We start from the raw sequence: 26,654 nt of genomic DNA on the forward strand, positions 1-26,654 counted from the left end.
TCTCAGCAGCGCTGCGTTTTCAGCAGCAGAGAAGCGAGATTATGAACCGTGTTTCGCATTTCGTCAACAACTTTTTTCACTACATCGTTGCGACTGCGGGGCTCAACTTCCAGGTCAGTTGCGCGCTCCAGACTGCTGCGCACCGCCAACCTTGCTTCCCTCTTCCGCGCCGTGTTTCCGTTAGCGCGAAAGAGGCGTGATTCTAAGCACCCGGCCCCAACTACGCAAGCCCCTTTGTGAAAAAAGTTTGAAAAAGCCCCCGTGCGCTGACGCGCACGGGGGCTTCGGGTACGACGGGCCGCGTGACGCTGCTGACATCCCGGTCGCCGGCAACACTTCCCTCTATATATAGAGGTGCGTCACTTGCCGCCTACCGCAGCCTGCAGTTGCTCGACCGGCACCGCGTCGGCCATCGCCGTGTAGCCGGCGTCGCTCGGGTGAATGCCGTCGCCGCTATCGTAGCGACGCTGCAGCACACTCGGGCGAGCCGGATCGCGCAGCACCGCATCGAAGTCGACCACACCGTCGAACCCGCTACCGCTCCGGATCCACCGGTTCACCTCGAGCCGGATCGCCTCACGCCCCGCCGGCAGCCCGGCCGGCGTCAGCGTCGCGCCGAACACCTTCACGCCCTGACGATGCGCCGCTTCGATCAGCCGGCGGTAGCCGTCGATCAGCGATGCGGCCGTGACCTGCGTATGCGGGTGATCGCAATCGAGCCCCGCGCGCGGCGGCATCGCCGCGAAGTTGATGTCGTTGATCCCGATCAGCACGATCGCCGCCTTCACACCCGCGCGCGACAGCGCATCGCGCTCGAACCGCGACGCCAGCGACGTGCCGTAGCACGCCGAATCGCTGAGCAGCCGGTTGCCGCTGATACCAAGATTCGTGACGCCGATCGACTCCACGCCCGAGGCGGTCAGCCGACGCGCCAGTGCGTCCGGCCAGCGGTGGTTCCGATTCACGCTCGAGCGCAGCCCGTCGGTGATCGAATCGCCGATCGCGGCAACGCTGGCGTGCGCGGCCCCGGCCTCGACCGCGAGCTCGGTCACCCATGCATATTGGGTAAAGCGGGTGCGGAACGCGGCAGCACCCGGATCATTCACGTGATCGCCCGGTGCAGACACATAGTTGAACTGGTTCGACACGCGGTGCCAGACCGTCATCCGCTGGTTCGGTCCCATCTGGAGGTTGATCGCGTATGGCCGCCCGGCTGTCACGTCGATCGCCACCGGATCGCTTTCAAGTTCCTGGCCCGGCCCAAGCGTCACCGAAGCCTTGCCGCCGAACCGGACCGGCGCCGCCACACCGCCGGCAAGTGCCGCGCCCTCGCCGGCGCGCGCGAGGCTCGCCGCCTCGACGACCAGCGGCGCACGACCGTATGCATTGCTGACGCGGATCCGAGCGGCCCGCCCCGACACCGTCGGATAGACGATCTGGCGTACGGTCCGTCCGGACACATCGGGGGCGCGATAAAGCGGCGGCGGTGCGGCAAGGTCGGGAATCGGCTGCAGCGCGGTCGCCCACGCGGCAACCCATCCGGACGGCGCGGCCGAGGCCGACGCCGCAAGCGGCGATACAAGGACAACCGCACCCAGCACGGCCGCGGCGATACTGCTTCGGAATGACATCGGCAAAATCCTCGTCGGAAAGCGGGCATTGTGCCGCAGAAGACGCGAACCCCACGCGCCGGATCACCATCACCCCGGCCGATCGCGCCCCGACGTCCCTCGTTTACCCGAGTCTCGCCGCAAATCCACAAGAAATTTATTAACCGACCGGTCGGTTGGTTTATACTTCGCACACATTCAACCGGACGAGAGCCTCGCCATGTACACGCAATCCCTCGACATCCCCGGCAACGTCGCGCCACTCGACGCCGCAGCCGAGTCGCCCGAGCAGGCGCGGTTCGATGCGGTCATGGCCGCCGACGGCAAGATCGAACCGCAGGACTGGATGCCCGACGCCTATCGCAAGACGCTGGTTCGCCAGATCTCGCAGCACGCGCACTCGGAAGTCGTCGGCATGCTGCCCGAAGGCAACTGGATCTCGCGCGCGCCGAGCCTGAAGCGCAAGGCGATCCTGCTCGCTAAGGTCCAGGACGAAGCCGGCCACGGCCTCTATCTCTATAGCGCGGCCGAAACGCTCGGCGTATCGCGCGATTCGCTGATCGACGCGCTGCTCGCCGGCAAGGCGAAATACTCGAGCATCTTCAACTACCCGACGCCCACCTGGGCCGACGTCGGCGTGATCGGCTGGCTCGTCGACGGCGCCGCGATCATGAACCAGATCCCGCTGTGCCGCTGCACGTACGGCCCGTACGCGCGCGCGATGATCCGCGTGTGCAAGGAAGAATCGTTCCACCAGCGTCAGGGCTTCGACGCGCTGCTCTCGATGATGAAGGGCAGCGACGCGCAACGCGCGATGGTCCAGCAGGCCGTGAACCGCTGGTGGTGGCCGGTGCTGATGATGTTCGGCCCGAGCGACGCCGATTCGGTTCACAGCAACCAGTCCGCGAAATGGGGCATCAAGCGGATCTCGAACGACGACCTGCGGCAGAAGTTCGTCGACGCGACGGTCGATCAGGCGAAGGTGCTCGGCGTGACGCTGCCCGACCCCGACCTGAAGTGGAACGAAGCGCGCGGCCACCACGATTACGGCACGATCGACTGGGACGAATTCTGGCGCGTGGTCAACGGCGACGGCCCGTGCAACAAGGAACGTCTCGCGACCCGCGTGAAAGCGCACGAGGACGGCGCATGGGTGCGCGAAGCCGCACTCGCCCACGAAGCAAAGCGCCGCGCACGCGCCGAACAGCAAGCCGCCTGAGCGGCACACCATCGAATTCAGGATTCAGGAGAAAGTGATGAACAAGGAATGGCCGATCTGGGAAGTGTTCGTGCGCAGCAAGCAGGGGCTCGATCACAAGCATTGCGGCAGCCTGCACGCCGCCGACGCGTCGATGGCGCTGCGCATGGCGCGCGACGTCTACACGCGCCGCCAGGAAGGCGTGAGCATCTGGGTGGTGCCGTCGTCGGCCATTACCGCTTCGGATCCGAACGAAAAGGCGGAGCTGTTCGAACCGGCGGGCGACAAGATCTACCGTCACCCGACGTTCTACACGCTGCCCGACGAAGTCAACCACATGTAACGCCGCGCCATGACGATCACGCCCGAACACCTCTCCTACGTGCTGCGCCTCGCGGACAACACGCTGATCCTCGGTCAGCGCAACGCCGAATGGTGCGGCCACGGCCCGATCCTCGAGGAAGACATCGCGCTCACCAACATGAGCCTCGACCTCATCGGCCAGACGCGCATGCTGTACACGCACGCGGCCGAACTCGAGCGCCAGCTCACCGGCGCGACGAAGACCGAGGACGACTACGCGTACTTCCGCACCGAACGCGAGTTCGCGAACTTCACGCTCGCCGAGCTGCCGCACTACGGCCCGATCGCCGGCACCGCGCACGCCGACAACGACTACTCGGTGACGATCGTGCGCAACTTCCTGTACTCGGCGCTGATGCTGCACGTGTGGACCGCGCTCGAAACGTCCACCGACACGCAGCTCGCCGCGATCGCCGCGAAATCGGTGAAGGAAACCCGCTACCACGTGCAGCACGCACGCGAGTGGCTGGTTCGCCTCGGTGACGGCACCGACGAATCGCACCGCCGCGCGCAGAACGCGCTCGACTATCTGACGCCGTACACGCGCGAATTCTTCGCCGCCGATGCGATCGACGACGCGGTCGCCGCCGAGGGCATCGCCCCCGCGCCGGCCGCACTCGAAGCGGCTTGGCGCGCGGACGTGGACGACGCGCTCGCGGAAGCGACGCTCACGCTGCCGGCCGCCGTGCAGCATGTGACGACCGGCAAGCAGGGCGAGCACTCGGAGCACATGGGCTACCTGCTCGCGGAAATGCAGAGCCTCGCGCGCCAGCATCCCGGCGCGAGCTGGTAACCGGCCGCCCAAACGGAGCCCGACGATGTCCGTCCAGACCGCCGCCCCCGCCGACACGCTGCCCGCCGCACGCCACGTCGACCCGCTGCTCGCCCGTGCATGGGACGTGCTCGAAGCCGTGCCCGATCCCGAGATCCCGGTCGTGTCGATCCGCGAGCTCGGCATCCTGCGCGACGTCCGCCGCGCGGACGACGGCCAGCTCGAGGTCGTGATCACGCCGACCTACTCGGGCTGCCCGGCCATGTCGCAGATCGCGGAGGACATCGCCGCCGCGCTGCAGGCCGCCGACCTCCCGCCGCACCGGATCGAGACGGTGCTCGCGCCCGCGTGGACGACCGACTGGATCACGCAGGAAGCGCGCGACAAGCTGCGCGCGTACGGCATCGCGCCGCCGGTCGGCCAGTGCGGCACCGCCGCGCCGCAGGAAAAGGTCGTGCGCTTCGTGCCGCGGCCCGTCGCGGCGCCCGCGTGCCCGCGCTGCGGCTCCGCCCGTACCGAACGTCTCGCGCAATTCGCGTCCACGGCCTGCAAGGCGCTGTATCGCTGCGTCGACTGCCGCGAACCCTTCGACTACTTCAAACCTTATTAATCGATATGGCGACCCCGCAATTTCATCCGCTGCGTATCCGCGACGTGCGGCCCGAGACCGCCGACGCCGTAACCGTCTCCTTCGACGTGCCGCCCGAGCTGCGCGATGCGTACCGCTTCACGCAGGGCCAGTTCGTCACGCTGAAGACCCACATCGACGGCGAGGAAACGCGCCGCTCGTATTCGATCTGCGTCGGCACGACGGACTACGACCGTGACGGCGAACTGCGCATCGGCATCAAGCGCGTGCGCGGCGGCCGCTTCTCGAACTTCGCGTTCGACTCGCTCAAGCCGGGCCACACGATCGACGTGATGACGCCGGACGGCCGCTTCTTCACGCACCTGAACGCCGATCACGGCAAGCAGTACGTCGCGTTTTCCGGCGGCTCCGGGATCACGCCGGTGCTCGCGATCGTGAAGACGACGCTCGAACTCGAACCGCGCAGCACGTTCACGCTGATCTACGGCAACCGCAGCGTCGACGCGATCATGTTCGCGGAGGAGCTCGAGGACCTGAAGAACCGCTACATGAACCGCTTCGTCCTCTATCACGTGCTGTCGGACGACCAGCAGGACGTCGAGCTGTTCAACGGCGTGCTCGACCAGACGAAATGCGCGGAATTCCTCGGCACGCTGACGCCGGCCGACGCGATCGACGAGGCGTTCATCTGCGGCCCCGCGCCGATGATGGATGCGGCCGAGGCCGCGCTGAAGGCGGCCGGCGTGCCGCAGGCGAAGGTGCACGTCGAGCGCTTCGGCACGCCGCTGCCGCAGGCCGGCGCGCCGGTCGTCGAAATCACCGACCAGACGCCGGCCGCCGACCTGGAAATCGTGCTCGACGGCAAGAAGCGCAAGCTGCGGCTGCCGTACGAAGGCGTGAGCCTGCTCGATGTCGGCCTGCGCGCGGGCCTCGCGCTGCCGTACGCGTGCAAGGGCGGCGTGTGCTGCACGTGCCGCGCGAAGGTGCTCGAAGGCGAAGTGCGGATGGAGAAGAACTACACGCTCGAAGAGCATGAAGTGAAGGACGGCTTCGTGCTCACGTGCCAGTGCCACCCGATCAGCGACAAGGTCGTCGTGAGCTACGACGAGCGTTGAGCGACGTCGCGTCGCGGTGCCGGACGGTTTCTCGCCGTCACACATCTCGCTTACACTAGGGGCCGCCGGCCGGCTGGACATCGCAACGTCCGCCCGGCCGGCGGTTTTCTTTTGTTGACGACAGGCCGATGAGTACCATTCATGTGATTCAGGGCGGCACCGCCGCCGCGTCACTGCGCGAGGCACTTGCGCAAACCGGACGCGACGAGCTCGTCGTCGGATTGCTCGACGATCTCGGCGTCGGGCCGCTCAAGGGCGCCGACGAGACGCCCGACACGCGCGCCGCCTTCTGGCAGCGCGTGCTCGGCGACCAGATTCCCGACTGGAACGCAGAGATCGAAGGCGAGTTCGCGCGCCTCGACCAGCTCGCGACCGATACAGGCCAGGTGGTGGTGTGGCATGCACCGAGCGTCGGCGACAAGTTGCTGCTGCGCCGCGTCGCCTATCACCTGCGCAACGTGCCGCAACGCCTGAACGAAGTGCGGCTGTCCGCCGCCGACCTCGACTCGGCGCCGTCGCGCACCGACCAGGCGTGCGCGACCGGCATGTTCTCGCCGGCCGAGCTGGCACGCAAGCGCCCGGTGGCCGCGCCGATCTCGGTGCTGCGCATCGGCCGCCTCGCGCTCGAATGGCAGGAGGCGAAGCACCTGAACGCCGAGCTGCGTTACTGGGTCAGCAACACGATCAAGAGCGGCTACTACGAGGATCTCGACGCGTTGATCGTCGCGCGGGCGGAAACCGACTGGCGGCCCGCGGGGCGCCTCGTCGGCGGCATCATGGCCGACGCCGACCGCGGCGGGCTGTTCGTCAGCGACTCGATCGCCTGGTGGCGTTGCCGCGAGCTCGCGGCAGCCGGCCGGCTCGAGCTGCAGGACGACGCGCCCGACGCCCTCTCTTCCACGCAGGTGCGCGCGGCCCGCGCGGCCACCACGCACCGCTAATCTTCCGCATTCGACCATGGCCCGTACCCGAGCGCCCGACCACGAATCCCAGCGCGAGCAGATCCTCGATCTGGCCGCCGACAAATTCGCGCAAACGAGCTACCCGAGCACGTCGATGTCCGATCTCGCGACCGCGAGCGGCACGTCGAAGGCACGCCTCTATCACTATTACGAGAGCAAGGAAGCGATCCTGTTCGACCTGCTCGACCGCTACACGAAACGGCTGATGCTGATCATCGCCGAGGTCGAAGGGGCAAGCCAGCGACGCGGCCTCAGCGAGCGCGACGCGTTTGCGGAGCTGGTGCGCGCATTCCTCGCCGAGTACGAGACGTCGCACAGCCGGCACGTCGCGCTGCTCAACGACGTGAAGTATCTCGAGGACGCGCAGCGCGAAATCGTGCTTGACCGCCAGCGCGACATCGTCGCGGCGTTCACGCGCCAGCTCGCCCGCGCGTATCCGGACCGCATCTCGAAGGAAAACCAGACGTCCGTGACGATGATGGTGTTCGGGATGATCAACTGGACGTTCACGTGGCTGAAGCCGGGCGGCCGCCTCGGCTACCGCGACTTCGCCGAGCAGGTGATCGACCTGATCGAGCGCGGGCTGTCGACGGCCGCCTGATTGACGCGCAGCAGCAAGCGTTGCGCGACGGGCACGCTGCGACCGCCCGTTGCACGTTTCATATGATGAATTTTAAATCTGTTTAAAATCAAATAGATAACCAATTAACTAAGCAGATTTAGAATTCATCCTCCAGCTTAAACATCGTCAAATACGGGTTTTCCCCAATCCGAGGGCCGACGGTCGGGTAAAATGCTGTTGCATTGCACAACCCGCTGTACGGTCACACTGAGGAACCCACGATGAACACGCAATTCAACGGCACTGCCGATGTCGTCGGCAACGCCGGGTCTGCGCCGGTTCTCGTCAGGGAACTGGCTTCCAAAGACCGTGAGCACATGCTCACTCACTTTCTCTCGCTCGACGAAGAGGACCGCCTGCTGCGCTTCGGCCAGATGGTGCCCGACCACGTGATCGAGAACTATGTCCGCACGATCGACTTCGGCCGCGACACCGTGTTCGGCGTGTTCGACCACGACCTCGAACTGATCGGCGTCGGCCACCTGGCCTACCTGCCGGCCGAGGGCGACAAGCGCACGGCCGAATTCGGCGTGTCGGTGCTCGAAAGCGCACGCGGCCGCGGTGTCGGCTCGAAGCTGTTCGAGCGCGCGGCGATCCGCAGCCGCAACACGCACGTGACGATGCTGTACATGCACTGCCTGTCGCGTAACGCGACGATGATGCACATCGCGAAGAAATCCGGGATGCGGATCGAGTACGCGTACGGCGAAGCCGATGCGTACCTGTCGCTGCCGCCGGCCGACCACTCGACGATCATCGCCGAGATGCTGCAGGAACAGGCCGCGGTATTCGACTACGCGATGAAGCGCCAGGCGCGCCGCACCACGAAGTTCATCGAATCGCTGATGCCCGCCGCCCTGACGGCGTAATGTCGGCCAGCCGGGCCGCGCCCGCCGCGCGCCCGGCCCCTCCCTTCCCCGCCGCGCACTAGCGCACCGATCGGATCGGCAACGCGGTCGTCTCCTTGAAGCATTCGAGCGAAAAGCTGGTCTTCACGTCGATCACCGACGGGTGATGCAGCAGATGCTCCTGCACGAAGCGGGAGAAATGCGCCATGTCCTCGACCTGCACGCGCAGCAGGTAATCCATATCCCCCGTCATCGCGTGGCACGCGACCACTTCCGGCCAGGTCTGCACGGCCGCGCGAAACAGGTCCGCATGGGTCGCGCCCGCACGCGCCGACGTTTCGTCGGCCCGCACCGGCGCCAGGCCGCCGCGCTTCTCGAGCCGCACGCTCACGTACGCGAGCAGGTCGAGCCCGAGCTTCTGCGGATTCAGCAGCGCGACATAGCCGGTGATCACGCCGATCTCCTCGAGCCGCCGGATCCGCCGCAGGCACGGGCTCGGCGACAGGTTCACGCGCTCGGCGATCTCCTGGTTCGACAGGCGCCCGTTCTCCTGAAGAATCGCGAGAATCCGCCGGTCGATGGCATCCAATTCGGCTTGCGCCATCTTCTGCCCTCCAATGAATGGTTTGAGACTGGAAATTGCGCCATCGTAGGTTCGGGCAATTAAGTTCGCAAGTTTACGCTCGCAGCTGCCCGCTACACTCTGTCGCACGTACCGATTCGTCGCACACGCCGCCGCGTGGGCCACGTTCGACATCGAACCAGGCTGGGCCTACGCACGTCGCCCCGGCCGATCGCCCCCACAGGAGACACGCCATGCAGATCCCGAACTGGGACAACCCCGTCGGCACCGACGGCTTCGAATTCATCGAATACACGGCACCGGACCCGAAAGCGCTCGGACAACTGTTCGAACGGATGGGTTTCACCGCGATCGCGCGCCACCGCCACAAGGACGTGACGGTGTACCGCCAGGGCGACATCAACTTCATCATCAACGCCGAACCCGATTCGTTCGCGCAACGCTTCGCGCGCCTGCACGGCCCGTCGATCTGCGCGATCGCGTTCCGCGTGCAGGATGCCGCGAAGGCATACCAGCACGCGCTCGATCTGGGCGCGTGGGGCTTCGACAACAAGACGGGCCCGATGGAGCTGAACATCCCGGCGATCAAGGGCATTGGCGACTCGCTGATCTACTTCGTCGACCGCTGGCGCGGCAAGAACGGCGCGCAACCGGGCGCCATCGGCAACATCAGCATCTATGACGTCGACTTCGAGCCGATCGCCGGCGCGAACCCGAACCCGGTCGGCCACGGCCTCACCTATATCGACCACCTGACGCACAACGTGCATCGTGGCCGCATGCAGGAATGGGCCGAGTTCTACGAACGCCTGTTCAACTTCCGCGAAGTGCGCTACTTCGACATCGAAGGCAAGGTGACGGGCGTGAAGTCGAAGGCGATGACGTCGCCGTGCGGCAAGATCCGCATCCCGATCAACGAGGAAGGCTCGGATACGGCCGGCCAGATCCAGGAATACCTCGACGCGTACCACGGCGAAGGTATCCAGCACATCGCGCTCGGCGCCACCGACATCTACCAGGCGGTCGACGGCCTGCGCAGCAAGGAAGTGAAGCTGCTCGACACGATCGACACGTATTACGAACTGGTCGACCGTCGCGTGCCGAACCACGGCGAATCGCTGGACGAACTGAAGAAGCGCAAGATCCTGATCGACGGCGCGCGCGACGACCTGCTGCTGCAGATCTTCACCGAGAACCAGATCGGGCCGATCTTCTTCGAGATCATCCAGCGCAAGGGCAACCAGGGCTTCGGCGAAGGCAACTTCAAGGCGCTGTTCGAATCGATCGAACTCGACCAGATCCGCCGCGGCGTCGTGCAGGACAAGGCCTGACGCATCCGGCGGGCGGCTGCCCGGGGCAACCCGGCAGCCCGCACGATCCGTCGGCACAAAGAAAAAGGGCGGGAATCCGAGGATTCCCGCCCTTTTTGCATTCCGGCGCGGCCCGCAGGCCGCGCGACCGGATCAACGCGCGTTCGCCTTCGACTCGACGGCGCGCTCGGCCGACGGCTGCGCGACGGCGTCCTGGGCCGGCACGATCTTCTGCATCTGCGCGCCGGCTGCCGCCAGTGCGCTCGCGCCTCGCGCGTGCACCGGGCCGGTCATCGAGAAAAACGCGGCGGACACGATCAGGAAACTCTGGATATGACGTGTGTTCATTGCACCTCCTGTAAAACTGCCGGCGCCTCCCCGATTGCGTCGAAACGAACCAACGCGTCCGGGCACCTCCGGCAGGCCGACAAGATTAACGGCGTTTGCATGCAGATGGGGCCAGCTTTACATGCTTTTACATGATGTAACGCATGGTTCCACCCTGTTTTTCTGACGCAGCGCCGCAATTCCCCCGCGTTCCAACCGATGGGCGGCGGGTTTGCCCCAGTGCTACCATCGCTTAAAACCGGCCAATATGCCGGCCACTGCCGACGCGTCCACAAGACGCCCGAAGCAGTCGAGTTTTGGTGATCCCAAACTGGGTGGAGGAGACTGTTAATGAATGCCCCGCTAGACGCAGGCCAACGCGCGTCCCTAGAAGCCGCGCTGAAGTCCGTCACGCTTGACGACAAATACACACTGGAACGCGGTCGCGCGTACATGAGCGGCATCCAGGCCCTCGTGCGCCTGCCGATGCTCCAGCAGGAACGCGATCGCGCCGCCGGTCTCAATACCGCCGGCTTCATCTCCGGCTATCGCGGTTCGCCGCTCGGCGGCCTCGATCTGTCGCTCTGGAAAGCCAAGCAGCACCTGGCCGCCCACCAGATCGTCTTCCAGCCCGGCCTCAACGAAGATCTCGCCGCCACCGCCGTGTGGGGCTCGCAGCAAGTGAACCTGTACCCCGGCGCGAAGCACGACGGCGTGTTCGGCATGTGGTATGGCAAGGGCCCGGGCGTCGACCGCACCGGCGACGTATTCAAGCACGCGAACTCGGCCGGCTCGTCGCAGCACGGCGGCGTACTGGTGCTCGCAGGTGACGACCACGCGGCGAAATCGTCGACGCTCGCGCACCAGTCCGAACACATCTTCAAGGCCTGCGGGCTGCCCGTACTGTTCCCGTCCAACGTGCAGGAATATCTCGATTTCGGCCTGCACGGCTGGGCAATGAGCCGCTATTCCGGCCTGTGGGTCGCGCTCAAGTGCGTGACGGACGTCGTCGAATCGTCGGCATCGGTCGACATCGACCCGCATCGCACCGAGATCGTGCTGCCGACCGACTTCATCCTGCCGGAAGGCGGCCTGAACATCCGCTGGCCCGACCCGCCGCTCGTGCAGGAAGCACGGCTGCTCGACTACAAGTGGTACGCGGCGCTCGCCTATGTGCGCGCGAACAAGCTCGACCGCATCGAGATCGATTCGCCGAACGCGCGCTTCGGGATCATGACGGGCGGCAAGGCTTACCTCGATGTGCGCCAGGCGCTGACCGACCTCGGTCTCGACGACGAAACCTGCGCCCGGATCGGCATCCGCCTCTACAAGGTCGGCTGCGTGTGGCCGCTCGAAGCGCAGGGCGCGCAGGCGTTCGCGCGCGGGCTCGACGAAATCCTCGTCGTCGAGGAAAAGCGCCAGATCCTCGAATACGCGATCAAGGAAGAGCTGTACAACTGGCCCGACGGCCAGCGGCCGCGCGTGTTCGGCAAGTTCGACGAGAAGGATGGCGCCGGCGGCGAATGGTCGGTGCCGATGGGCAACTGGCTGCTGCCCGCGCACTACGAGCTGTCGCCCGCGATCATCGCGAAGGCGATCGCGACGCGCCTCGAGAAGTTCGAGCTGCCGTCCGACGTGCGTGCAAGCATCGCCGCGCGGCTCGCCGTGATCAACGCGAAGGAAATGGCGCTCGCGAAGCCGCACGTGCAGACCGAGCGCAAGCCGTGGTTCTGCTCGGGCTGCCCGCACAACACGTCGACCAACGTGCCGGAAGGCTCGCGCGCGATCGCCGGCATCGGCTGCCACTACATGACCGTGTGGATGGACCGCAGCACGAGCACCTTCAGCCAGATGGGCGGCGAAGGCGTGCCGTGGATCGGCCAGGCGCCGTTCACGGACGAGAAGCACGTGTTCGCGAACCTCGGCGACGGCACCTATTTCCACTCGGGCCTGCTGGCCGTGCGCGCGGCGATCTCGTCGAAGGCGAACATCACCTACAAGATCCTCTACAACGACGCCGTCGCGATGACGGGCGGCCAGCCGGTCGACGGCGTGCTGACGGTGCCGCAGATCACGCACCAGCTCGCGTCGGAAGGCGCGAAGAAGATCGTGATCGTCACCGACGAGCCGGAGAAGTACGACAGCCAGAAGGCGCTGCTCGCGCCGGGCGTGACGATCCATCACCGCGACCAGCTCGACGACGTACAGCGCGAGCTGCGCGAGATCGAAGGCACGACGATCCTGATCTACGACCAGACCTGCGCGACCGAGAAACGCCGCCGCCGCAAACGCGGCACGTATCCGGACCCGGCAAAGCGCGTCGTGATCAACGACGCGGTGTGCGAAGGCTGCGGCGACTGCTCGGTGCAGTCGAACTGCCTGTCGGTCGAGCCGCTGGAAACCGAATTCGGCACGAAGCGCCAGATCAACCAGTCGAGCTGCAACAAGGACTTCTCGTGCGTGAAGGGCTTCTGCCCGAGCTTCGTCACGGTCGAGGGCGGCCAGCTGAAAAAGCCGAAGGCCGTGTCGGTCGACGGCAACGCACTGCCGCCGATCCCTGAACCGACGCTGCCGGACATCGACCGCGCCTACGGCGTGCTCGTCACGGGCGTCGGCGGCACGGGCGTCGTCACGATCGGCGCGCTGCTCGGGATGGCCGCGCACCTGGAAAACAAGGGCGTGACCGTGCTCGACGTCACCGGCCTCGCGCAGAAGGGTGGCGCCGTGATGAGCCACGTGCAGATCTCGCACGCGCCGACCGACATCCACGCGACGCGGATCGCGATGGGCGAAGCCGATCTCGTGATCGGCTGCGACGCGCTCGTCACGGCCGGCGACGAGTGCACGTCGCGGATGCGGCACGACACGACGCGCGTGGTCGTCAACAGCGCGCAGACGCCGACCGCCGAGTTCATCAAGAACCCGAACTGGGCGTTCCCCGGCCTGTCCGCGGAAAACGACATTCGCGCGGCGGCGGGCGAAGCCGTCGATTTCATCGACGCGAACCACTTCGCGGTCGCGCTGCTCGGCGACGCGATCTACACGAACCCGTTCGTGCTCGGCTACGCATGGCAGAAAGGCTGGCTGCCGCTCACGCTCGCGTCGCTCGTCCGCGCGATCGAGCTGAATGCGGTATCGGTGGAGAAGAACCGTGCGGCATTCGACTGGGGCCGCCGCGCCGCCTACAACCTGGCGAGCGTGAAGCAGGCCGCGGCCGGCGACGCACGCCCCGCGCACGGCGCGACGGTGATCGCACTGCACACGAAGAAGGCGGTCGACGCCCTGATCGCGAAGCGCGTGGAATTCCTCACCGCGTACCAGAATGCCGCGTACGCGTCGCGCTATGCGGCATTCGTCGACAAGGTGCGCGCGGCCGAGCGCACACTGGCAGACGGCGACACGATGCAGGAGCAGCTGACCGAAGCGGTCGCCCGCAACCTGTTCAAGCTGATGGCGTACAAGGACGAATACGAGGTCGCTCGGCTGCAGTCCGATCCGGCCTTCCTCGCCCGTCTGACCGCGCAGTTCGAAGGCGACTGGAAGCTGAAATTCCACCTCGCGCCGCCGCTGTTCGCGAAGACGGACGCCCACGGCCATCTCGTGAAAAAGGCGTACGGCCCGTGGATGATGTCGGCGTTCCGGATGCTCGCGAAGGCGAAGTTCCTGCGCGGCACGGGGCTCGACCCGTTCGGCCGCACCGAGGAGCGTCGTACCGAGCGCGCGCTGATCGGCGAGTACGAAGCGCTGATCGGCGAGGTGCTCGCCAAGCTGAACGCGGCCAACCGCCCGCTCGCTCTCGAGCTCGCGGCGCTGCCGGACGGCATTCGCGGCTACGGCCACGTGAAGGAGAACAACCTGCGCGCGGTACGCGTGAAGTGGGACACGCTCCTCGCGAAGTGGCGCGCACCGGCCGGCGGCCAGTCGCACCAGCAGGTCGCGTAACGGCACGCGGCGGGCATTCGCGGTCCGGATGCCCGCCGGCGAGCGGCTCGCCGCTCACGTCACGTCACGATAAAAAAACGCCACGGAACGCAGGTTCCGTGGCGTTTTTCATCGCGCCGCGCCCGAAGCGCGGCACACGCGGGCGTGGACTTACTTCGTGTTCACGTTCGCGGCGGCAACAGCCGTCATGTTGATGATCCGGCGCACGGTCGCAGCCGGCGTCAGGATGTGGGCCGGCTTCGCCGCGCCGAGCAGGAACGGGCCGACCGTCACGCCTTCGCCGCCGACCATCTTCAGCAGGTTGTACGCGATGTTCGCCGCTTCGACGTTCGGCATGATCAGCAGGTTTGCTTCGCCCGACAGCGTCGTGCCGGGGAAGGCCTGCTTGCGGATCATTTCCGACAGCGCCGCGTCGCCGTGCATTTCACCGTCGACTTCGAGGTTCGGCGCACGTTCGACGATCAGCTTGCGAGCCTCGCCCATCCGGCGCGACGACGCCGACGGCGCGCTGCCGAAGTTCGAGTTCGACAGCAGCGCAGCCTTCGGCGCAATGCCGAAGCGCTCGATCTCGGCCGCGGCCTGGATCGTCATGTCGGCGAGCTGTTCGGCGCTCGGCAGCTCGTTCACGTACGTATCGCACACGAACAGGTTGCGGCCCGGCAGCATCAGCAGGTTCATCGCCGCGAAGTGCTCGGCGCCCTTCGCGCGGCCCAGCACCTGCTCGATGAACTTCAGGTGGCTGTGGAACGTGTCGATCATCCCGCAGATCATGCCGTCGGCATCGCCCAGGTGCACGAGCATCGCGCCGATCAGCGTGTTGAACTTGCGCATCGCGGCCTTCGCGACTTCCGGCGTCACGCCGTCGCGCGCGCCGATCTCCTGATACGCCTGCCAGTAGCGGTGGTAGCGCGCATCGTCTTCCGGATCGACGATTTCGAAATCGGTGCCGGCCTTCAGCTTCGAACCGATCTTCGCGAGGCGCATGTCGATGACCGACGGACGGCCGACGAGGATCGGCTTCGCGATCTTTTCCTGCAGCACGAACTGCGCGGCACGCAGCACGCGCTCGTCTTCGCCCTCGGCGAACACGATGCGGGCCTGCTTCTGCTTCGCGGTGGCGAACACCGGGCGCATCACCATGCCGGTGCGGTAGACGGTCGCGCCGAGCTGCTCGCGGTATGCGTCCATGTCCTGGATCGGACGGGTGGCAACGCCCGAATCCATCGCAGCCTGTGCGACGGCCGGCGCGATCTTGATGATCAGGCGCGGGTCGAACGGCTTCGGAATCAGGTAGTCCGGCCCGAACTCGAGCGAGTGGCCTTCATACGCCTTCGCGACTTCTTCGCTCTGGTCGGTTTCCTGTGCCAGCTCGGCAATCGCGCGCACGCACGCGAGCTTCATTTCTTCCGTGATCGTCGTCGCGCCGACGTCGAGCGCGCCGCGGAAGATGAACGGGAAGCACAGCACGTTGTTGACCTGGTTCGGGTAGTCCGAACGGCCGGTCGCGACGATCGCGTCCGGGCGCACGGCCTTCGCGTCTTCCGGGCGGATTTCCGGTTCCGGGTTCGCGAGCGCCAGGATCAGCGGGCGGTCGCCCATCGTCTTGACCATGTCCTGCTTCAGCACGCCCGCGCTCGAGCAGCCGAGGAACACGTCGGCGCCGACGATCGCGTCGGCGAGCGTGCGTGCGTCGGTGGTCGCCGCATAGCGCTGCTTCGACGGATCGAGGTTGCCGCGGCCTTCGTAGATCACGCCCTTCGAATCGGCGACGAGGATGTTCGACTTCGTCAGGCCGAGGTTCACCAGCAGGTCCAGACACGCGATCGCCGCTGCGCCCGCGCCCGAGCACACGAGCTTCACTTCGGACAGCTTCTTGTCGACGACCTTCAGGCCGTTCAGGATCGCGGCCGACGCGATGATCGCGGTGCCGTGCTGGTCATCGTGGAAGACGGGGATCTTCATGCGCTCGCGCAGCTTCTGCTCGATGTAGAAGCATTCCGGCGCCTTGATGTCCTCGAGGTTGATGCCGCCGAGCGTCGGCTCGAGCATCGCGATCGCCTCGACGAGCTTGTCGGGGTCGGACTCCGACAGTTCGATGTCGAACACGTCGATGCCCGCGAATTTCTTGAAGAGGCAGCCCTTGCCTTCCATCACCGGCTTCGCGGCGAGCGGGCCGATGTTGCCGAGGCCGAGCACGGCGGTGCCGTTCGTGATGACGCCGACGAGGTTGCCGCGCGACGTGTACTTCTGCGCGTCGAGCGGATCGGCGTGGATCGCTTCGCACGCGGCGGCGACGCCCGGCGAATACGCGAGCGACAGATCCAGCTGGTTCGACAGCGGCTTGGTCGGGGTGACCGAAATCTTGCCGGGTTTCGGGTTCAGGTGATAAGCGAGTGCGGCCTGCTTCAGTTGTTCGTCCATGATTGACCTGCGAGAGACATGCGAAATATTGACGGTTCAGTACGCAGCACCTTCGGCCGCGTCTGCTTGAATCGAGGGGGTGATCGACTGCGAGACGGCACGCGACGCGCCGGGTCGGCACGCCATCGAACCTTGGCGGGTGGCAAGAGGAAAGTACAAAGTACTGAACGATTTCTAAGGGTCGCCTAGTGTACACCCCCTAAATGACGCATGTTGGTGCAGCGCCGCATCCTCCGCATCAGCGCACTAGCGGTCGGGCCCCCTTTGTTTCGCCGGTGGTGAGCCGCGGGGCGAACCCGCGCGAATTCCGCCGAAAACCGGCCTGAATCGGGTAAAATAGCGGGCTACGCGCGCAGCGATGCGATTGGCCCTCCGATCGCGCCCCGGCCCCCTGGGCAGGTTCCCCTTGCTGCGCCACCGGGCCCGCGCCCGCTCTTCGCTCATCACCCAAGGAATGCCCATGACAGGCTACGATCGTCAGTCGATCTCGGATACGACCGCCAAAATCCTGCTCGAAGTACAGGCAGTGCACTTCAATGCAGAAAAACCGTTCATCTTCACGTCCGGCTGGGCAAGCCCCGTCTATATCGACTGCCGCAAGCTGATTTCGTATCCGCGCGTGCGCCGCGCGCTGATGGAAATGGCTGAAACGACGATCACGCGCGACATCGGCTTCGAGCAGATCGACGCGGTGGCGGGCGGCGAAACGGCCGGCATCCCGTTCGCGGCATGGATCGCGGACCGGATGATGGTGCCGATGCAGTACGTGCGCAAAAAGCCGAAGGGTTTCGGCCGCAACGCGCAGATCGAAGGCCATCTGGAAGAAGGCTCGCGCGTGCTGCTGGTGGAAGACCTGACGACCGACAGCCGCAGCAAGATCAACTTCGTCAACGCGCTGCGCACCGCAGGCGCGACGGTGAACCACTGCTTCGTGCTGTTCCACTACAACATCTTCAAGGAAAGCGTGTCGGTCCTGAAGGACATCGACGTCGACCTGCACGCGCTCGCCACGTGGTGGGACGTGCTGCGCGTCGCGAAGGCATCGGGCTACTTCGAGACGAAGACGCTCGACGAAGTCGAGAAATTCCTGCACGCACCGGCCGAGTGGTCGGCGGCGCACGGCGGCGCGACGTCCCCGAAGGACTGACGCCGTGCCGGCCCGCTGGCCGGCGTCCTGGCCGAACAAGCCGCCCGCTTCATCGCGGGCGGTTTTTTTTCGCCCGCCGATTTTGCGTCCGTCGATCCGCGCGGGAAACGATCGCGACCACGGGTCGCGGCGTGCATCGCTCATCGAACCCTAATGCTAGACTTGATCCATCGCTGCCATCAGCTGCGCAGGCAACGCACCACGCCAACAACGCCGGACGCATCGGTCCGGCCCACGTGACGGGAGAAGCGCCATATGCGTGTGGATCGCCGGATCACTCCGCCTGCGCCATCGGGTCGCCCGTCGCCGTTCCTCGCCGCCCTCCTTTACGCCGCCGCCCTCACTGCCCTGCCCGCGCATGCGGAGGGCCCGTTCACCGTGACGAGCGACGACCTGACACCGGGCGGGCGCGTCCGCGCCGCGAACGTGTTCGACCGCGGCGACTGCAAGGGCGGCAACCACTCGCCGCAGCTCACCTGGCACAACCCGCCGCCCGGCACGCACGGCTACGCGGTCACGATCTTCGATCCCGATGCGCCTGGGCACGGCTGGTGGCACTGGGCCGTGGCGGGCATTCCGGCGACGGTCACGAGCCTGCCCGCCGACGCGAGTGCGTCCGGGTTCCTGCGGCGCATCGGCGCGAGCGAGGCGCGCAACGACTTCGGGATCGACGGCTACGGCGGCCCGTGCCCGCCGCCGGGCAAACCGCACCGCTACGTGATCACCGTCTATGCGCTGAAGGGCGACGACCTGCGTGTCGCGCAGGGCCGTCCCGCGCCGATGTTCGAGCACGAGATCGGCACGCTGGCGATCGGTACCGCGCAACTCACGGTCAACTACGGGCAATAGCGCGCCGTAACAGGCGCCGGGCATCGTGCGCCGCCACGGCGCCGCACTGCGATCACCTGCCGCCGCGACACGCCGTACCCCGCACCCGCGCGTCTTCCCGTCATTTCGGCTTGCTAGACTCGTCGTCACCGGTCGCGGCGCCACGCCGCGCATCCGTCGCGCCGCCCGTCGGCGACGCGTGACGCGGCGAGCCTGCGGTCCGCCGCTCCCGTTCCTTTCCGGAGAACGCCTCATGTCGAACATCGTCATCGTCTATCACAGCGGCTACGGTCACACGCAGAAACTGGCCGAGGCCGTGCACGCGGGTGCGCAGGAGGCCGGCGCGACCGTGCGCCTGCTCGCCGTCGGCGACGTCGACGACGCGGGCTGGGCCGCGCTCGATGCGGCCGACGCGATCGTCTTCGGCGCGCCGACCTACATGGGCGGCCCGTCGGCGCAGTTCAAGCAGTTCGCCGATGCGACGTCGAAAGCGTGGTTCACGCAGAAATGGAAGGACAAGATCGCCGCGGGCTTCACGAACTCCGCGACGATGAACGGCGACAAGTTCTCGACGATTCAATATTTCGTCACGCTGTCGATGCAGCATGGGATGGTATGGGTCGGCACGAGCCTGATGCCGGCCAACTCGAAGGCGGCCACGCGCAACGACATCAACTACCTGGGCGGCTCGACGGGCCTGCTTGCGCAGTCGCCGGCGGATTCGACACCCGACGAAGGCCCGCTGCCGGGCGACCTCGAGACCGGCAAGGCATTCGGCCGGCGGGTTGCCGAAGCGACCGCCCGCTGGGTCGCCGGCCGCGGCTGAGCACGCCCTGGCACCTGTTCCGGCGGGCGCCAAAGGGACACAAGACGGCCCGCCGGCCGTCTTTTTTTCACCCCGCGCGGTGCAGGCCCGCCGGATGACGTCTTAAAATGGCGGATTCAGGGCGCGGGCCCCCGTTTCATTCAGTGAGAGCGAAATGAGCACCAAAGTTTTTGTCGACGGCCAGGAAGGCACGACCGGCCTCAAGATCTTCGAATACCTGTCGGCACGCAGTGACATCGAGATCCTGCGCATCGATGAAGCGAAGCGCAAGGATGTCGAAGAGCGCCGCCGCCTGATCAACGCGTCGGACGTCACGTTCCTGTGCCTGCCGGACGTTGCATCGCGCGAATCGGCCTCGCTTGTCGAGAACCCGAACACGACGCTGATCGACGCGAGCACCGCGTTCCGCACCAGCGCCGACTGGGCGTACGGCCTGCCGGAACTGACCCGCGCGCAGCGCGAGAAGATTCGCACGTCGAAGCGCATCGCGGTGCCGGGCTGCCACGCATCGGCCTTCGTGCTCGCGATGCGTCCGCTCGTCGAGGCCGGCATCGTCGCACCGACGTTCGCCGCGCACAGCTACTCGATCACCGGCTACAGCGGCGGCGGCAAGTCGATGATCGCCGACTACGAAAACGCAGCGCCGGGCGGCAAACTCGCGAGCCCGCGCCCGTATGCGCTCGGCCTCACGCACAAGCACCTGCCGGAAATGGCCGCGCACACGGGCCTCGCGAACGCGCCGATCTTCACGCCGATCGTCGGCCCGTTCCTGAAGGGTCTCGCGGTGACGACCTACTTCACGCCCGAGCAGCTCGCGAAGCGCACGACGCCGCAGGACGTGCAGCGCGTGTTCGCCGAGTACTACGCGGACGAAGCATTCGTGCGCGTCGCGCCGTTCGACGCGGACGCGAACCTCGACGGCGGCTTCTTCGACGTGCAGGCGAACAACGACACGAACCGGGTCGACCTGTTCGTGTTCGGCAACGAAGAGCGCTTCGTCACGGTCGCGCGCCTCGACAACCTCGGCAAGGGCGCATCGGGCGCCGCGATCCAGTGCATGAACCTGAGCATCGGCGCGGCCGAGGACGCAGGTCTCAAACGCTGATTCAGCCTCGCATGCAATGCAAAGCCGGCCACTGGCCGGCTTTTTATTTACCCGTATCAGGCAATATATAAAAAATTCCGGATCGCGCATTTACAAATATTTACAAGCTTTCCATTGCGCGATTACCAGTGAATTAATCCCACCCCCTCTTTATCCAGTCAATCCCGAATAGGGATAAACCGGATACCGTCACTTTAAACGCTGCCGTTATACGCAGGAAGGCTCTGCGCCGGCCTGCCCGGCGTCGCACATTCCCCACTGCGGCCACTTCCGGCAGCCTGTCTCACGTTTTAATTCTTACCGAATGCCGTGTCAGACAAGGATTCAAAACACGATACCCGTTTCAATCGCCTTTTTTAGACGGGTTCATCAATTGACAGCAAAAATCAAGGCGGCGACATTAGCTCGCACAATTAAACGATTGGAGACAGCGGCATGTCGCACGCCTTATCGAAGGGGGTGGCAACGGCCTTTGCCATTGCCCCTTTCCTGGTTGCATGTGGTGGGGGGGACGGCGGCGCACCCGCGCCGATCAATGCGCCCCAATGTTCCGGATCGAGCTGCGGCACGCAAGGGCCGCCGCCGTCGCAGCCCGTCAACGGTGCGCTGTGCCCGGCCAACGCCGACATCGTGAAGAGCACGTACCTCGGCGGTGCCGGTAGCGGCGAGATCGTCAGCGTCAACATCGACGCCGTGGCGATGACCTACACGCTCAAGTGGCTCGAATCGCCGATTCCGCTCGCGACCGGCACGGTCACGCCGAGCCGCGCAGGCACGACGATCACCGGCGCAGTCATGCACCCGCCGACCGGCGTGCTGCCGACCGCGGAGCAGACGCGCTGCGCGTTCGTCCTGACACCGGGCACGGGCAAGGCACCGAGCGGTGCCACGTACTCGACGGCGGCCGACTTCAACCAGGCGAACCCGCCGATGCTGCTGGTCGGCATGGGTGTCGCGGGTGGCGGCATTCCGGGTGCGACGGTCCAGTACGACGGGCTGACGATCATCCCGGGCGTGCTGCAGAACGTCGGCCAGGTGCCGAACCGTCACTTCGACTTCTACCCGTTCCTCGGCTTCGCCAGCACGACGACGGATATCTCGAAGCTGCCGGGCACGTACAACGCGCTGATCTATCACCTCGTGCCGTCGGGCAACTACGCGACGAAGGGCACGAACTCGAGCGAGACGTTCGACGCAAACGGCGCGTGCACGTCGACGAGCACGGGCGGCTGCCAGACGACCGGCAACCCGTGGGCCGTGAACACCGCGAACGGCGGCTACTTCGACAGCACGAAAGCACCGCAGACGCTGCCGCAAACGCAGCTGCCGCTCATCGGCGCGACCGGCAAGTCGGCGACCGCGCACATGGTGATCGGCCAGCTCAACGGCGCGACGGTGCCGGTGATCGTGCGGACGGGCAACGTGAATCTCGGTACGGCGCCGCTGCACACCGATGCGCAGGTCGACGACGAATCGGGCATCGCGGTGCTCGGCGCGGCGACGGCAATCTCGTCGGGCACGATCGACGGCGGCTACGCGGGCGCGGACTCGAACTTCAAGTACACGGCGGCCCTGATCCGCGGCAGCAACGCGTCGTTCATCAACCCGAGCACGCAGGCCGAGGAAGACGGCTTCACGCTCGACTACGGCCAGACGACGCCGGGCCTGCTGAACGCGACGACGACGCCGCCGAGCGGCGCGAGCTACCCGTCCGCATCGGGCGTGGTGATCGCGACGGGCGGGCTGTACGCAGCGCTGATCCAGGGCACGGTGAACGGCGGCGTCACGTCGACGTCGGCGAACTCGAGCACGTCGTCGACCCCGTACTTCGGCGTGGGCGCGCAGATCAGCAAGTAGCGAACGAGGGCGCGACGGCGGGCTGGCCGCCGTCGCGTAACGCACGAGCGCGCGTGGCACGGCGCAGGCAGGACGAGCACAACCAACAGAAGCGGCCGACAGGGAGCTGGCCGCCGCACAAGACAAATCTGGAGGAGCAACATGAAGCGCAACCTCATTCTGGCGGCGGCCCTTGCCGCCCCCCTTCTTTCTGCCTGCGGCGGCGGCGACGACAATCCGCCCCCGCTCGTCGAAGACCGGCTCTGTCCTGCCTCGCTCGACTACACCACCGTGTTTACGGGTGGTGCGGGCAGCGGCGAACTCGCGAAGGTCCAGCTCGACACGACCAAGATGACCTGGCAGGTCACCTATGTCGAATCGCCGGTACCGCAAACGACCGGCACCGTCGTGCCGACCCGCGCGGGCACCGTCGACAGCGGCACGCTCACGCAGGAAACGCTGCTGCCGACCAACAAGCTGAACCAGTGCGCCTTCCGCCTGAACGGCGCGAGTCTCGATCCGTCGCGTCCGGCGCGCATCTTCGTCGGCATGGGCGTCGCGGGCGGCACGATTCCCGGCAAGGAAATCCAGTTCAACGGCGTGCTCGGCCAGGCCGCGGTGCCCGACACGAAATTCCCGTACTACCCGTTCATCGGCTTCTCGTCGATCGAGACCGACATCACGAAGGTTGCGGGCACATACAGTCACACGGGCTTCGGTGAAGTGCCGTCGCAGAACTTCGCGCCGGCATCGATCGACGCGAAGGTGACGATCAACGCCGACGGCAGCTGGACCAAGTGCGACACGACCGGCCAGTTCGCCGGCGGCGCGTGCACGCAGCAAGGCACGAACTTCGTGCAGTCGGCGGACGGCAGCGGCGCGTTCCAGTCGAACAACTACGCGAGCCAGCTGAAGCCGACGCTGTCGGCGACGCCGCAGGGCAAGGGCTTCATGATCGTCGGCAAGCTGCGCAACCAGCTCGTGCCGATCCTCGTGCGCACGGGCGTCGCGAACCCGAACCCGACGCCCGACAGCAACGGCGTGCCGGGCCTCACCGCCGACGACGAATCGAGCATCTCGATCCTCGCACCACAGACGACGATCGCGGTCGGCTCGCAGAACGGCGAGTACATCGGCGTCGACAGCCAGTTCGACTACCGCACCACCGCGCTGACGAACAACCAGGCGACGCTGCTCGATCCGTTCAACGCGTCGCAGGCCTCGCTCGCGACCGCGCTCGACCTCGACTACACGCAGAAGGTGCCGGGCACGGTCACGACGATCCACACGGGCGCCAGCAGCGCAACGCCGACGGGCAAGTTCATCTTCACGGGTGGCGTGTTCGGTTTCCTCGACAACGCCGGATCGACGCCGTATTTCACGATCGGCGCATTCGTCCAGTAAGCGGAGGGGGAAGCCGTGATGAAGAAAACCCTTCTCTGCGCGGCGGCCGGCGCCGCCGTGCTGGCGCCGCTCGCGGCGCACGCGCAGAGCGCCGGCAGCAACGTCGTCACGCTGGGCTGGTTCCACGTGATGCCGCAGCAGAGCAGCACGCCGATGACGACCAACGTCGCGCCGACGCCGATCAACACGCCGCTGCGGCTGCCGCCGTCGTTCACGTCGCCGGGCACCGGGCTGCGCACGAGCGGCGCCGACACCGTCGGCCTGACGGTCAGCCACTTCCTGACCGACCATATCGCGGTGACGTCGGTGGCCGGCGTGCCGCCGGTGTTCAAGGTGTCGGGCCAGGGCACGATCAAGCCGCCAGGACCTGCCGGCGCGCTCGGCACGCAGAACATCGGGCTGGCGTCGGTCAACCCGATCGTGAAGAGCGTGCGGCAGTGGAGCCCGGCCGTGCTGCTGCAGTACTACTTCGGGCAGGCCACCGCGAAGTTCCGGCCGTTCCTCGGCCTCGGCGTGTCGTACAACTGGTTCAGCGACCTGCAACTCAACACGAACTTCATCAAGCAGACGCAGGACAACCTCGGCGCGATTCTCGCGGCGGGCGCGGGCAAGCCGGGTACGACATCGGTGGAGGCGAAGGCGTCGTCGTCATGGCAGCCGGTGTTCAACGCGGGCCTGCAGTACAACATGACCGAGCATTTCGGGCTGATCGCGTCGGTGACGTACATCCCGCTGAAGACGACGTCGACGGTGACGATCAAGGCAGCCGACGGCACGGTGCTCTCGGAGTCGAAATCGGACCTGAAGGCCGACCCGATCATCAGCTACGTCGGGATGACGTACAAGTTCTGAGCGCCGCAACGGACGACGAATGGAAGGCCGCGACAAAATCGCAGGCAAAAAAAAAGCCCGCCTAAGAGGCGGGCTGAATCCATATCAGAGGAGACATGGAGGAGACAGGTGCAACTATAGCGAATCGGTTTCCGCAATGCAACATTTCCGTAGAGAAAATAAGGATTTTCCCTCGAATGTCGCCTCTAGACCGCCTTCACTGCATCTGACCCCACCCTGTTTTCCCCGTCGAGCACTTCGCCCAGCGCATCGCGCAGCAGCGCGACGGGCCGCACCAGCCGGCCCGGCAGCGCGCCGTGCACGATCCACACGTTGATCCGCGTCTCCAGCCCCACCGTTTCCACCACCCTCAGCGCATCGCGATGCGCGCTGCGCGCCAGCGCGTTCGGCGCGGCGATACCGATGCCCGCGCCGCGCGCGACGAGCGACAGCTGCAGCTCCGAACCGAACGCCTCGACCGCGACGTCGAACGGCAGCCCGGCCGCGCCGAGCATGCGGCTCAGCGCCGAGCGCATCCCGCAGCCGTCCTGGCTCAGCACCCACGGGAAACCCGACAGCGTGTCGATCGACAGCGGACCGTCCGGCAGCGGATAGTCGCGCGCGGCGACGAGCACCGTCGGCTGCGTGCCGAGCAGCGTCGACGCGAACGTGTCGGGCAGTGTCGAACTGGCCGGCACCATCACGGCCGCGACGTCGAGCGCGCCGCGCTCGACGCCCTGCATCAGGGCCGGCGACCAGCCGGCCGTCACGCGCAGCGTGAGGCGTGGAAACGCGTCGCGCAGCCGGTCGATCGGCTGCTCGAGCGCCAGCTCGGACAGGAACGGCGGCACGCCGATGCGCAGCTCGCCCGACGGCTCGCTGTCCGGCGCGCCCGCCGCCATCAGCTCGTCGACTGCGCCCAGCACGTTGCGCGCGAGCGCGTAGACGTCGCGCCCGGCGGCGGTCGGCTTCAGCGGCTTGCTTTGCCGTTCGAGCAGCGGCATGCCGAGCAGCATTTCGAGGTTCTGCACGCGCCGCGTCAGGCCCGGCTGCGTCAGGTGGAGCTTCGCGGCCGCGGCCACCATCGACCCGCTGTCGACCACCGCGACGAATGCCTGGAGATCACGCGTATTCAAAACAAACTCGCATAATCATGTTAGAGATATTTCAATTGTCGCATAAACATCGGAGACCTACGATGGGGACTCCTTCGACCCATTCGCCAGGCTTCCGATGAACTGCCCTGCCAACCCTTGCCCCGCCGCCGCTCGCCCGCCCGTCAGTGCGCCGGCCGGCCCGCCGCCGGCGCTCAGCGCGGGCATGACGCTGTTCTTCGCCGCGACGGTCGGCGTGATCGTGATGGACCTGTTCGCCGCGCAGCCGCTGACGGGCCCGATCAGCACCGACCTGCACCTGCCGCCCGGCCTGACCGGCCTCGTCGCGATGCTGCCGCAGCTCGGCTACGCCGCCGGGCTCGTGCTGCTCGTCCCGCTCGTCGACCTGCTCGAGAACCGTCGCCTGATCGTCACGACGCTGGCCGCGTGTGCAGCCGCGCTCGCACTGCCGGCGTTCACGCGGTCGGGCACCGTATTCCTGCTGGCGACGCTCGTGGCCGGCGCCGCGTCGAGCGTGATCCAGATGCTCGTGCCGATGGCCGCGTCGATGGCGCCCGAGGCACAGCGCGGCCGCGCGGTCGGTAACGTGATGAGCGGGCTGATGCTCGGCATCCTGCTGTCCCGGCCGCTCGCGAGCCTGATCGCGGGCTCGGCCGGCTGGCGCGGGTTCTACGTGCTGGCCGCGCTCGCGAACACCGCGATCGCCGTCGTGCTCGCGCTGCGCCTGCCGTCGCGCACGCCGTCGATCACGGCCGGCTACCGCACGCTGCTCGCGTCGATGGGGCGCCTGCTGGCCGACGAGCCGATACTGCGCCGGCATGCGTTGTCGGCCGCGCTGGCGATGGCCGCGTTCAGCGCATTCTGGACCGCGGTCGGGCTGCGGCTCGCGCAGCCGCCGTT

General features: G+C 66.5%; 24 protein-coding genes. 19 read left to right on the forward strand and 5 right to left on the reverse strand.

Features of this window, described 5'->3' with window-relative positions; all coding sequences use genetic code 11:
* On the forward strand, positions 1–200 hold a 200-nt coding region (locus tag G3O00_RS22765), incomplete at its 5' end, for a hypothetical protein (RefSeq protein WP_206144400.1).
* A gap of 159 nt (positions 201–359) precedes the next feature.
* Here the strand turns inward: G3O00_RS22765 and G3O00_RS22770 are convergent.
* Positions 360–1,631, reverse strand: coding sequence for an SGNH/GDSL hydrolase family protein (locus G3O00_RS22770; RefSeq protein ID WP_206144392.1), 1,272 nt, complete (start codon positions 1,629–1,631; stop codon positions 360–362).
* 199 nt (positions 1,632–1,830) lie between these two features.
* On the opposite strand from G3O00_RS22770, the gene paaA reads away from it, so the two are divergent.
* The 8 genes from paaA (at position 1,831) to G3O00_RS22810 (ending at position 8,100) form a co-directional block, all read left to right on the forward strand.
* Positions 1,831–2,829, forward strand: coding sequence for a 1,2-phenylacetyl-CoA epoxidase subunit PaaA (gene paaA / locus G3O00_RS22775; protein WP_011350663.1), 999 nt, complete (start codon positions 1,831–1,833; stop codon positions 2,827–2,829).
* 37 nt (positions 2,830–2,866) lie between these two features.
* The gene (gene paaB, locus G3O00_RS22780) at positions 2,867–3,151 is read left to right on the forward strand and encodes a 1,2-phenylacetyl-CoA epoxidase subunit PaaB (RefSeq protein WP_010092957.1); all 285 of its coding nucleotides are present in this window, start codon (positions 2,867–2,869) and stop codon (positions 3,149–3,151) included.
* 9 nt (positions 3,152–3,160) lie between these two features.
* The gene (paaC, locus tag G3O00_RS22785; protein WP_206144393.1) at positions 3,161–3,964 is read left to right on the forward strand and encodes a 1,2-phenylacetyl-CoA epoxidase subunit PaaC; all 804 of its coding nucleotides are present in this window, start codon (positions 3,161–3,163) and stop codon (positions 3,962–3,964) included.
* A gap of 25 nt (positions 3,965–3,989) precedes the next feature.
* A complete protein-coding gene (gene paaD / locus G3O00_RS22790) occupies positions 3,990–4,553 on the forward strand; it encodes a 1,2-phenylacetyl-CoA epoxidase subunit PaaD (RefSeq protein ID WP_011350661.1) in 564 nt (187 codons plus the stop codon).
* A 5-nt stretch (positions 4,554–4,558) separates the two neighbouring features.
* The gene (gene paaE, locus G3O00_RS22795; RefSeq protein ID WP_206144394.1) at positions 4,559–5,647 is read left to right on the forward strand and encodes a 1,2-phenylacetyl-CoA epoxidase subunit PaaE; all 1,089 of its coding nucleotides are present in this window, start codon (positions 4,559–4,561) and stop codon (positions 5,645–5,647) included.
* A gap of 128 nt (positions 5,648–5,775) precedes the next feature.
* The gene (locus G3O00_RS22800; RefSeq protein WP_011350659.1) at positions 5,776–6,588 is read left to right on the forward strand and encodes a DUF1835 domain-containing protein; all 813 of its coding nucleotides are present in this window, start codon (positions 5,776–5,778) and stop codon (positions 6,586–6,588) included.
* Positions 6,589–6,604: 16 nt separating this feature from the next.
* Positions 6,605–7,210, forward strand: coding sequence for a TetR/AcrR family transcriptional regulator (locus tag G3O00_RS22805; protein ID WP_011350658.1), 606 nt, complete (start codon positions 6,605–6,607; stop codon positions 7,208–7,210).
* A gap of 242 nt (positions 7,211–7,452) precedes the next feature.
* Positions 7,453–8,100: a GNAT family N-acetyltransferase gene (locus G3O00_RS22810; protein ID WP_011350657.1), complete on the forward strand. Its 648-nt coding sequence runs from the start codon at positions 7,453–7,455 to the stop codon at positions 8,098–8,100.
* A gap of 58 nt (positions 8,101–8,158) precedes the next feature.
* On the opposite strand, the gene G3O00_RS22815 is transcribed toward G3O00_RS22810, so the two are convergent.
* A complete protein-coding gene (locus G3O00_RS22815; protein ID WP_174935960.1) occupies positions 8,159–8,683 on the reverse strand; it encodes an Lrp/AsnC family transcriptional regulator in 525 nt (174 codons plus the stop codon).
* 212 nt (positions 8,684–8,895) lie between these two features.
* On the opposite strand from G3O00_RS22815, the gene hppD reads away from it, so the two are divergent.
* On the forward strand, positions 8,896–9,993 hold the full coding sequence (hppD, locus tag G3O00_RS22820; RefSeq protein ID WP_011350655.1) for a 4-hydroxyphenylpyruvate dioxygenase: 1,098 nt from the start codon (positions 8,896–8,898) through the stop codon (positions 9,991–9,993).
* A 132-nt stretch (positions 9,994–10,125) separates the two neighbouring features.
* On the opposite strand, the gene G3O00_RS22825 is transcribed toward hppD, so the two are convergent.
* Positions 10,126–10,320: a hypothetical protein gene (locus G3O00_RS22825; RefSeq protein WP_041492721.1), complete on the reverse strand. Its 195-nt coding sequence runs from the start codon at positions 10,318–10,320 to the stop codon at positions 10,126–10,128.
* A gap of 330 nt (positions 10,321–10,650) precedes the next feature.
* Here G3O00_RS22825 and G3O00_RS22830 point away from each other — a divergent pair, with 330 nt between their 5' ends.
* Positions 10,651–14,241 carry an indolepyruvate ferredoxin oxidoreductase family protein gene (locus G3O00_RS22830; RefSeq protein ID WP_206144395.1) on the forward strand — a complete coding sequence of 1,197 codons (3,591 nt, stop codon included), beginning with the start codon at positions 10,651–10,653 and terminating at the stop codon, positions 14,239–14,241.
* A 150-nt stretch (positions 14,242–14,391) separates the two neighbouring features.
* Here the strand turns inward: G3O00_RS22830 and G3O00_RS22835 are convergent, their stop codons facing one another.
* Positions 14,392–16,662, reverse strand: coding sequence for an NADP-dependent malic enzyme (locus tag G3O00_RS22835; RefSeq protein ID WP_011350652.1), 2,271 nt, complete (start codon positions 16,660–16,662; stop codon positions 14,392–14,394).
* Between the two features lie 460 nt (positions 16,663–17,122).
* Between G3O00_RS22835 and G3O00_RS22840 the strand changes: the two genes are divergently transcribed.
* The 7 genes from G3O00_RS22840 to G3O00_RS22870 all read left to right on the forward strand — a co-directional run bounded on the left by G3O00_RS22840 (position 17,123) and on the right by G3O00_RS22870 (position 24,660).
* Positions 17,123–17,809 (forward strand): orotate phosphoribosyltransferase, encoded by a 687-nt coding sequence (locus G3O00_RS22840; RefSeq protein WP_011350651.1) that lies wholly within the window; start codon positions 17,123–17,125, stop codon positions 17,807–17,809.
* Between the two features lie 255 nt (positions 17,810–18,064).
* Positions 18,065–18,658 carry a YbhB/YbcL family Raf kinase inhibitor-like protein gene (locus tag G3O00_RS22845; protein ID WP_011350650.1) on the forward strand — a complete coding sequence of 198 codons (594 nt, stop codon included), beginning with the start codon at positions 18,065–18,067 and terminating at the stop codon, positions 18,656–18,658.
* Positions 18,659–18,890: 232 nt separating this feature from the next.
* Positions 18,891–19,463 carry a flavodoxin family protein gene (locus G3O00_RS22850; protein ID WP_069246909.1) on the forward strand — a complete coding sequence of 191 codons (573 nt, stop codon included), beginning with the start codon at positions 18,891–18,893 and terminating at the stop codon, positions 19,461–19,463.
* Positions 19,464–19,617: 154 nt separating this feature from the next.
* Positions 19,618–20,568, forward strand: coding sequence for an N-acetyl-gamma-glutamyl-phosphate reductase (gene argC, locus G3O00_RS22855; RefSeq protein WP_206144396.1), 951 nt, complete (start codon positions 19,618–19,620; stop codon positions 20,566–20,568).
* A 435-nt stretch (positions 20,569–21,003) separates the two neighbouring features.
* Positions 21,004–22,425 (forward strand): DUF2957 domain-containing protein, encoded by a 1,422-nt coding sequence (locus G3O00_RS22860; protein ID WP_206144397.1) that lies wholly within the window; start codon positions 21,004–21,006, stop codon positions 22,423–22,425.
* Positions 22,426–22,566: 141 nt separating this feature from the next.
* Positions 22,567–23,808 (forward strand): DUF2957 domain-containing protein, encoded by a 1,242-nt coding sequence (locus G3O00_RS22865; RefSeq protein ID WP_174935949.1) that lies wholly within the window; start codon positions 22,567–22,569, stop codon positions 23,806–23,808.
* Positions 23,809–23,826: 18 nt separating this feature from the next.
* Entirely contained in the window at positions 23,827–24,660 is an 834-nt protein-coding gene (locus G3O00_RS22870; RefSeq protein WP_011350645.1) for an OmpW family outer membrane protein, read from the forward strand.
* Between the two features lie 185 nt (positions 24,661–24,845).
* On the opposite strand, the gene G3O00_RS22875 is transcribed toward G3O00_RS22870, so the two are convergent.
* Complete coding sequence (locus tag G3O00_RS22875) at positions 24,846–25,775, reverse strand: LysR family transcriptional regulator (RefSeq protein WP_206144398.1); 930 nt, start codon at positions 25,773–25,775, stop codon at positions 24,846–24,848.
* A 97-nt stretch (positions 25,776–25,872) separates the two neighbouring features.
* Between G3O00_RS22875 and G3O00_RS22880 the strand changes: the two genes are divergently transcribed.
* A partial coding sequence (locus G3O00_RS22880) for an MFS transporter (RefSeq protein WP_206144399.1) occupies positions 25,873–26,654 on the forward strand: 782 nt, incomplete at its 3' end.

The sequence above is a fragment of the Burkholderia sp. Ac-20384 genome, assembly GCF_017104605.1.
GTDB lineage: Bacteria > Pseudomonadota > Gammaproteobacteria > Burkholderiales > Burkholderiaceae > Burkholderia > Burkholderia lata.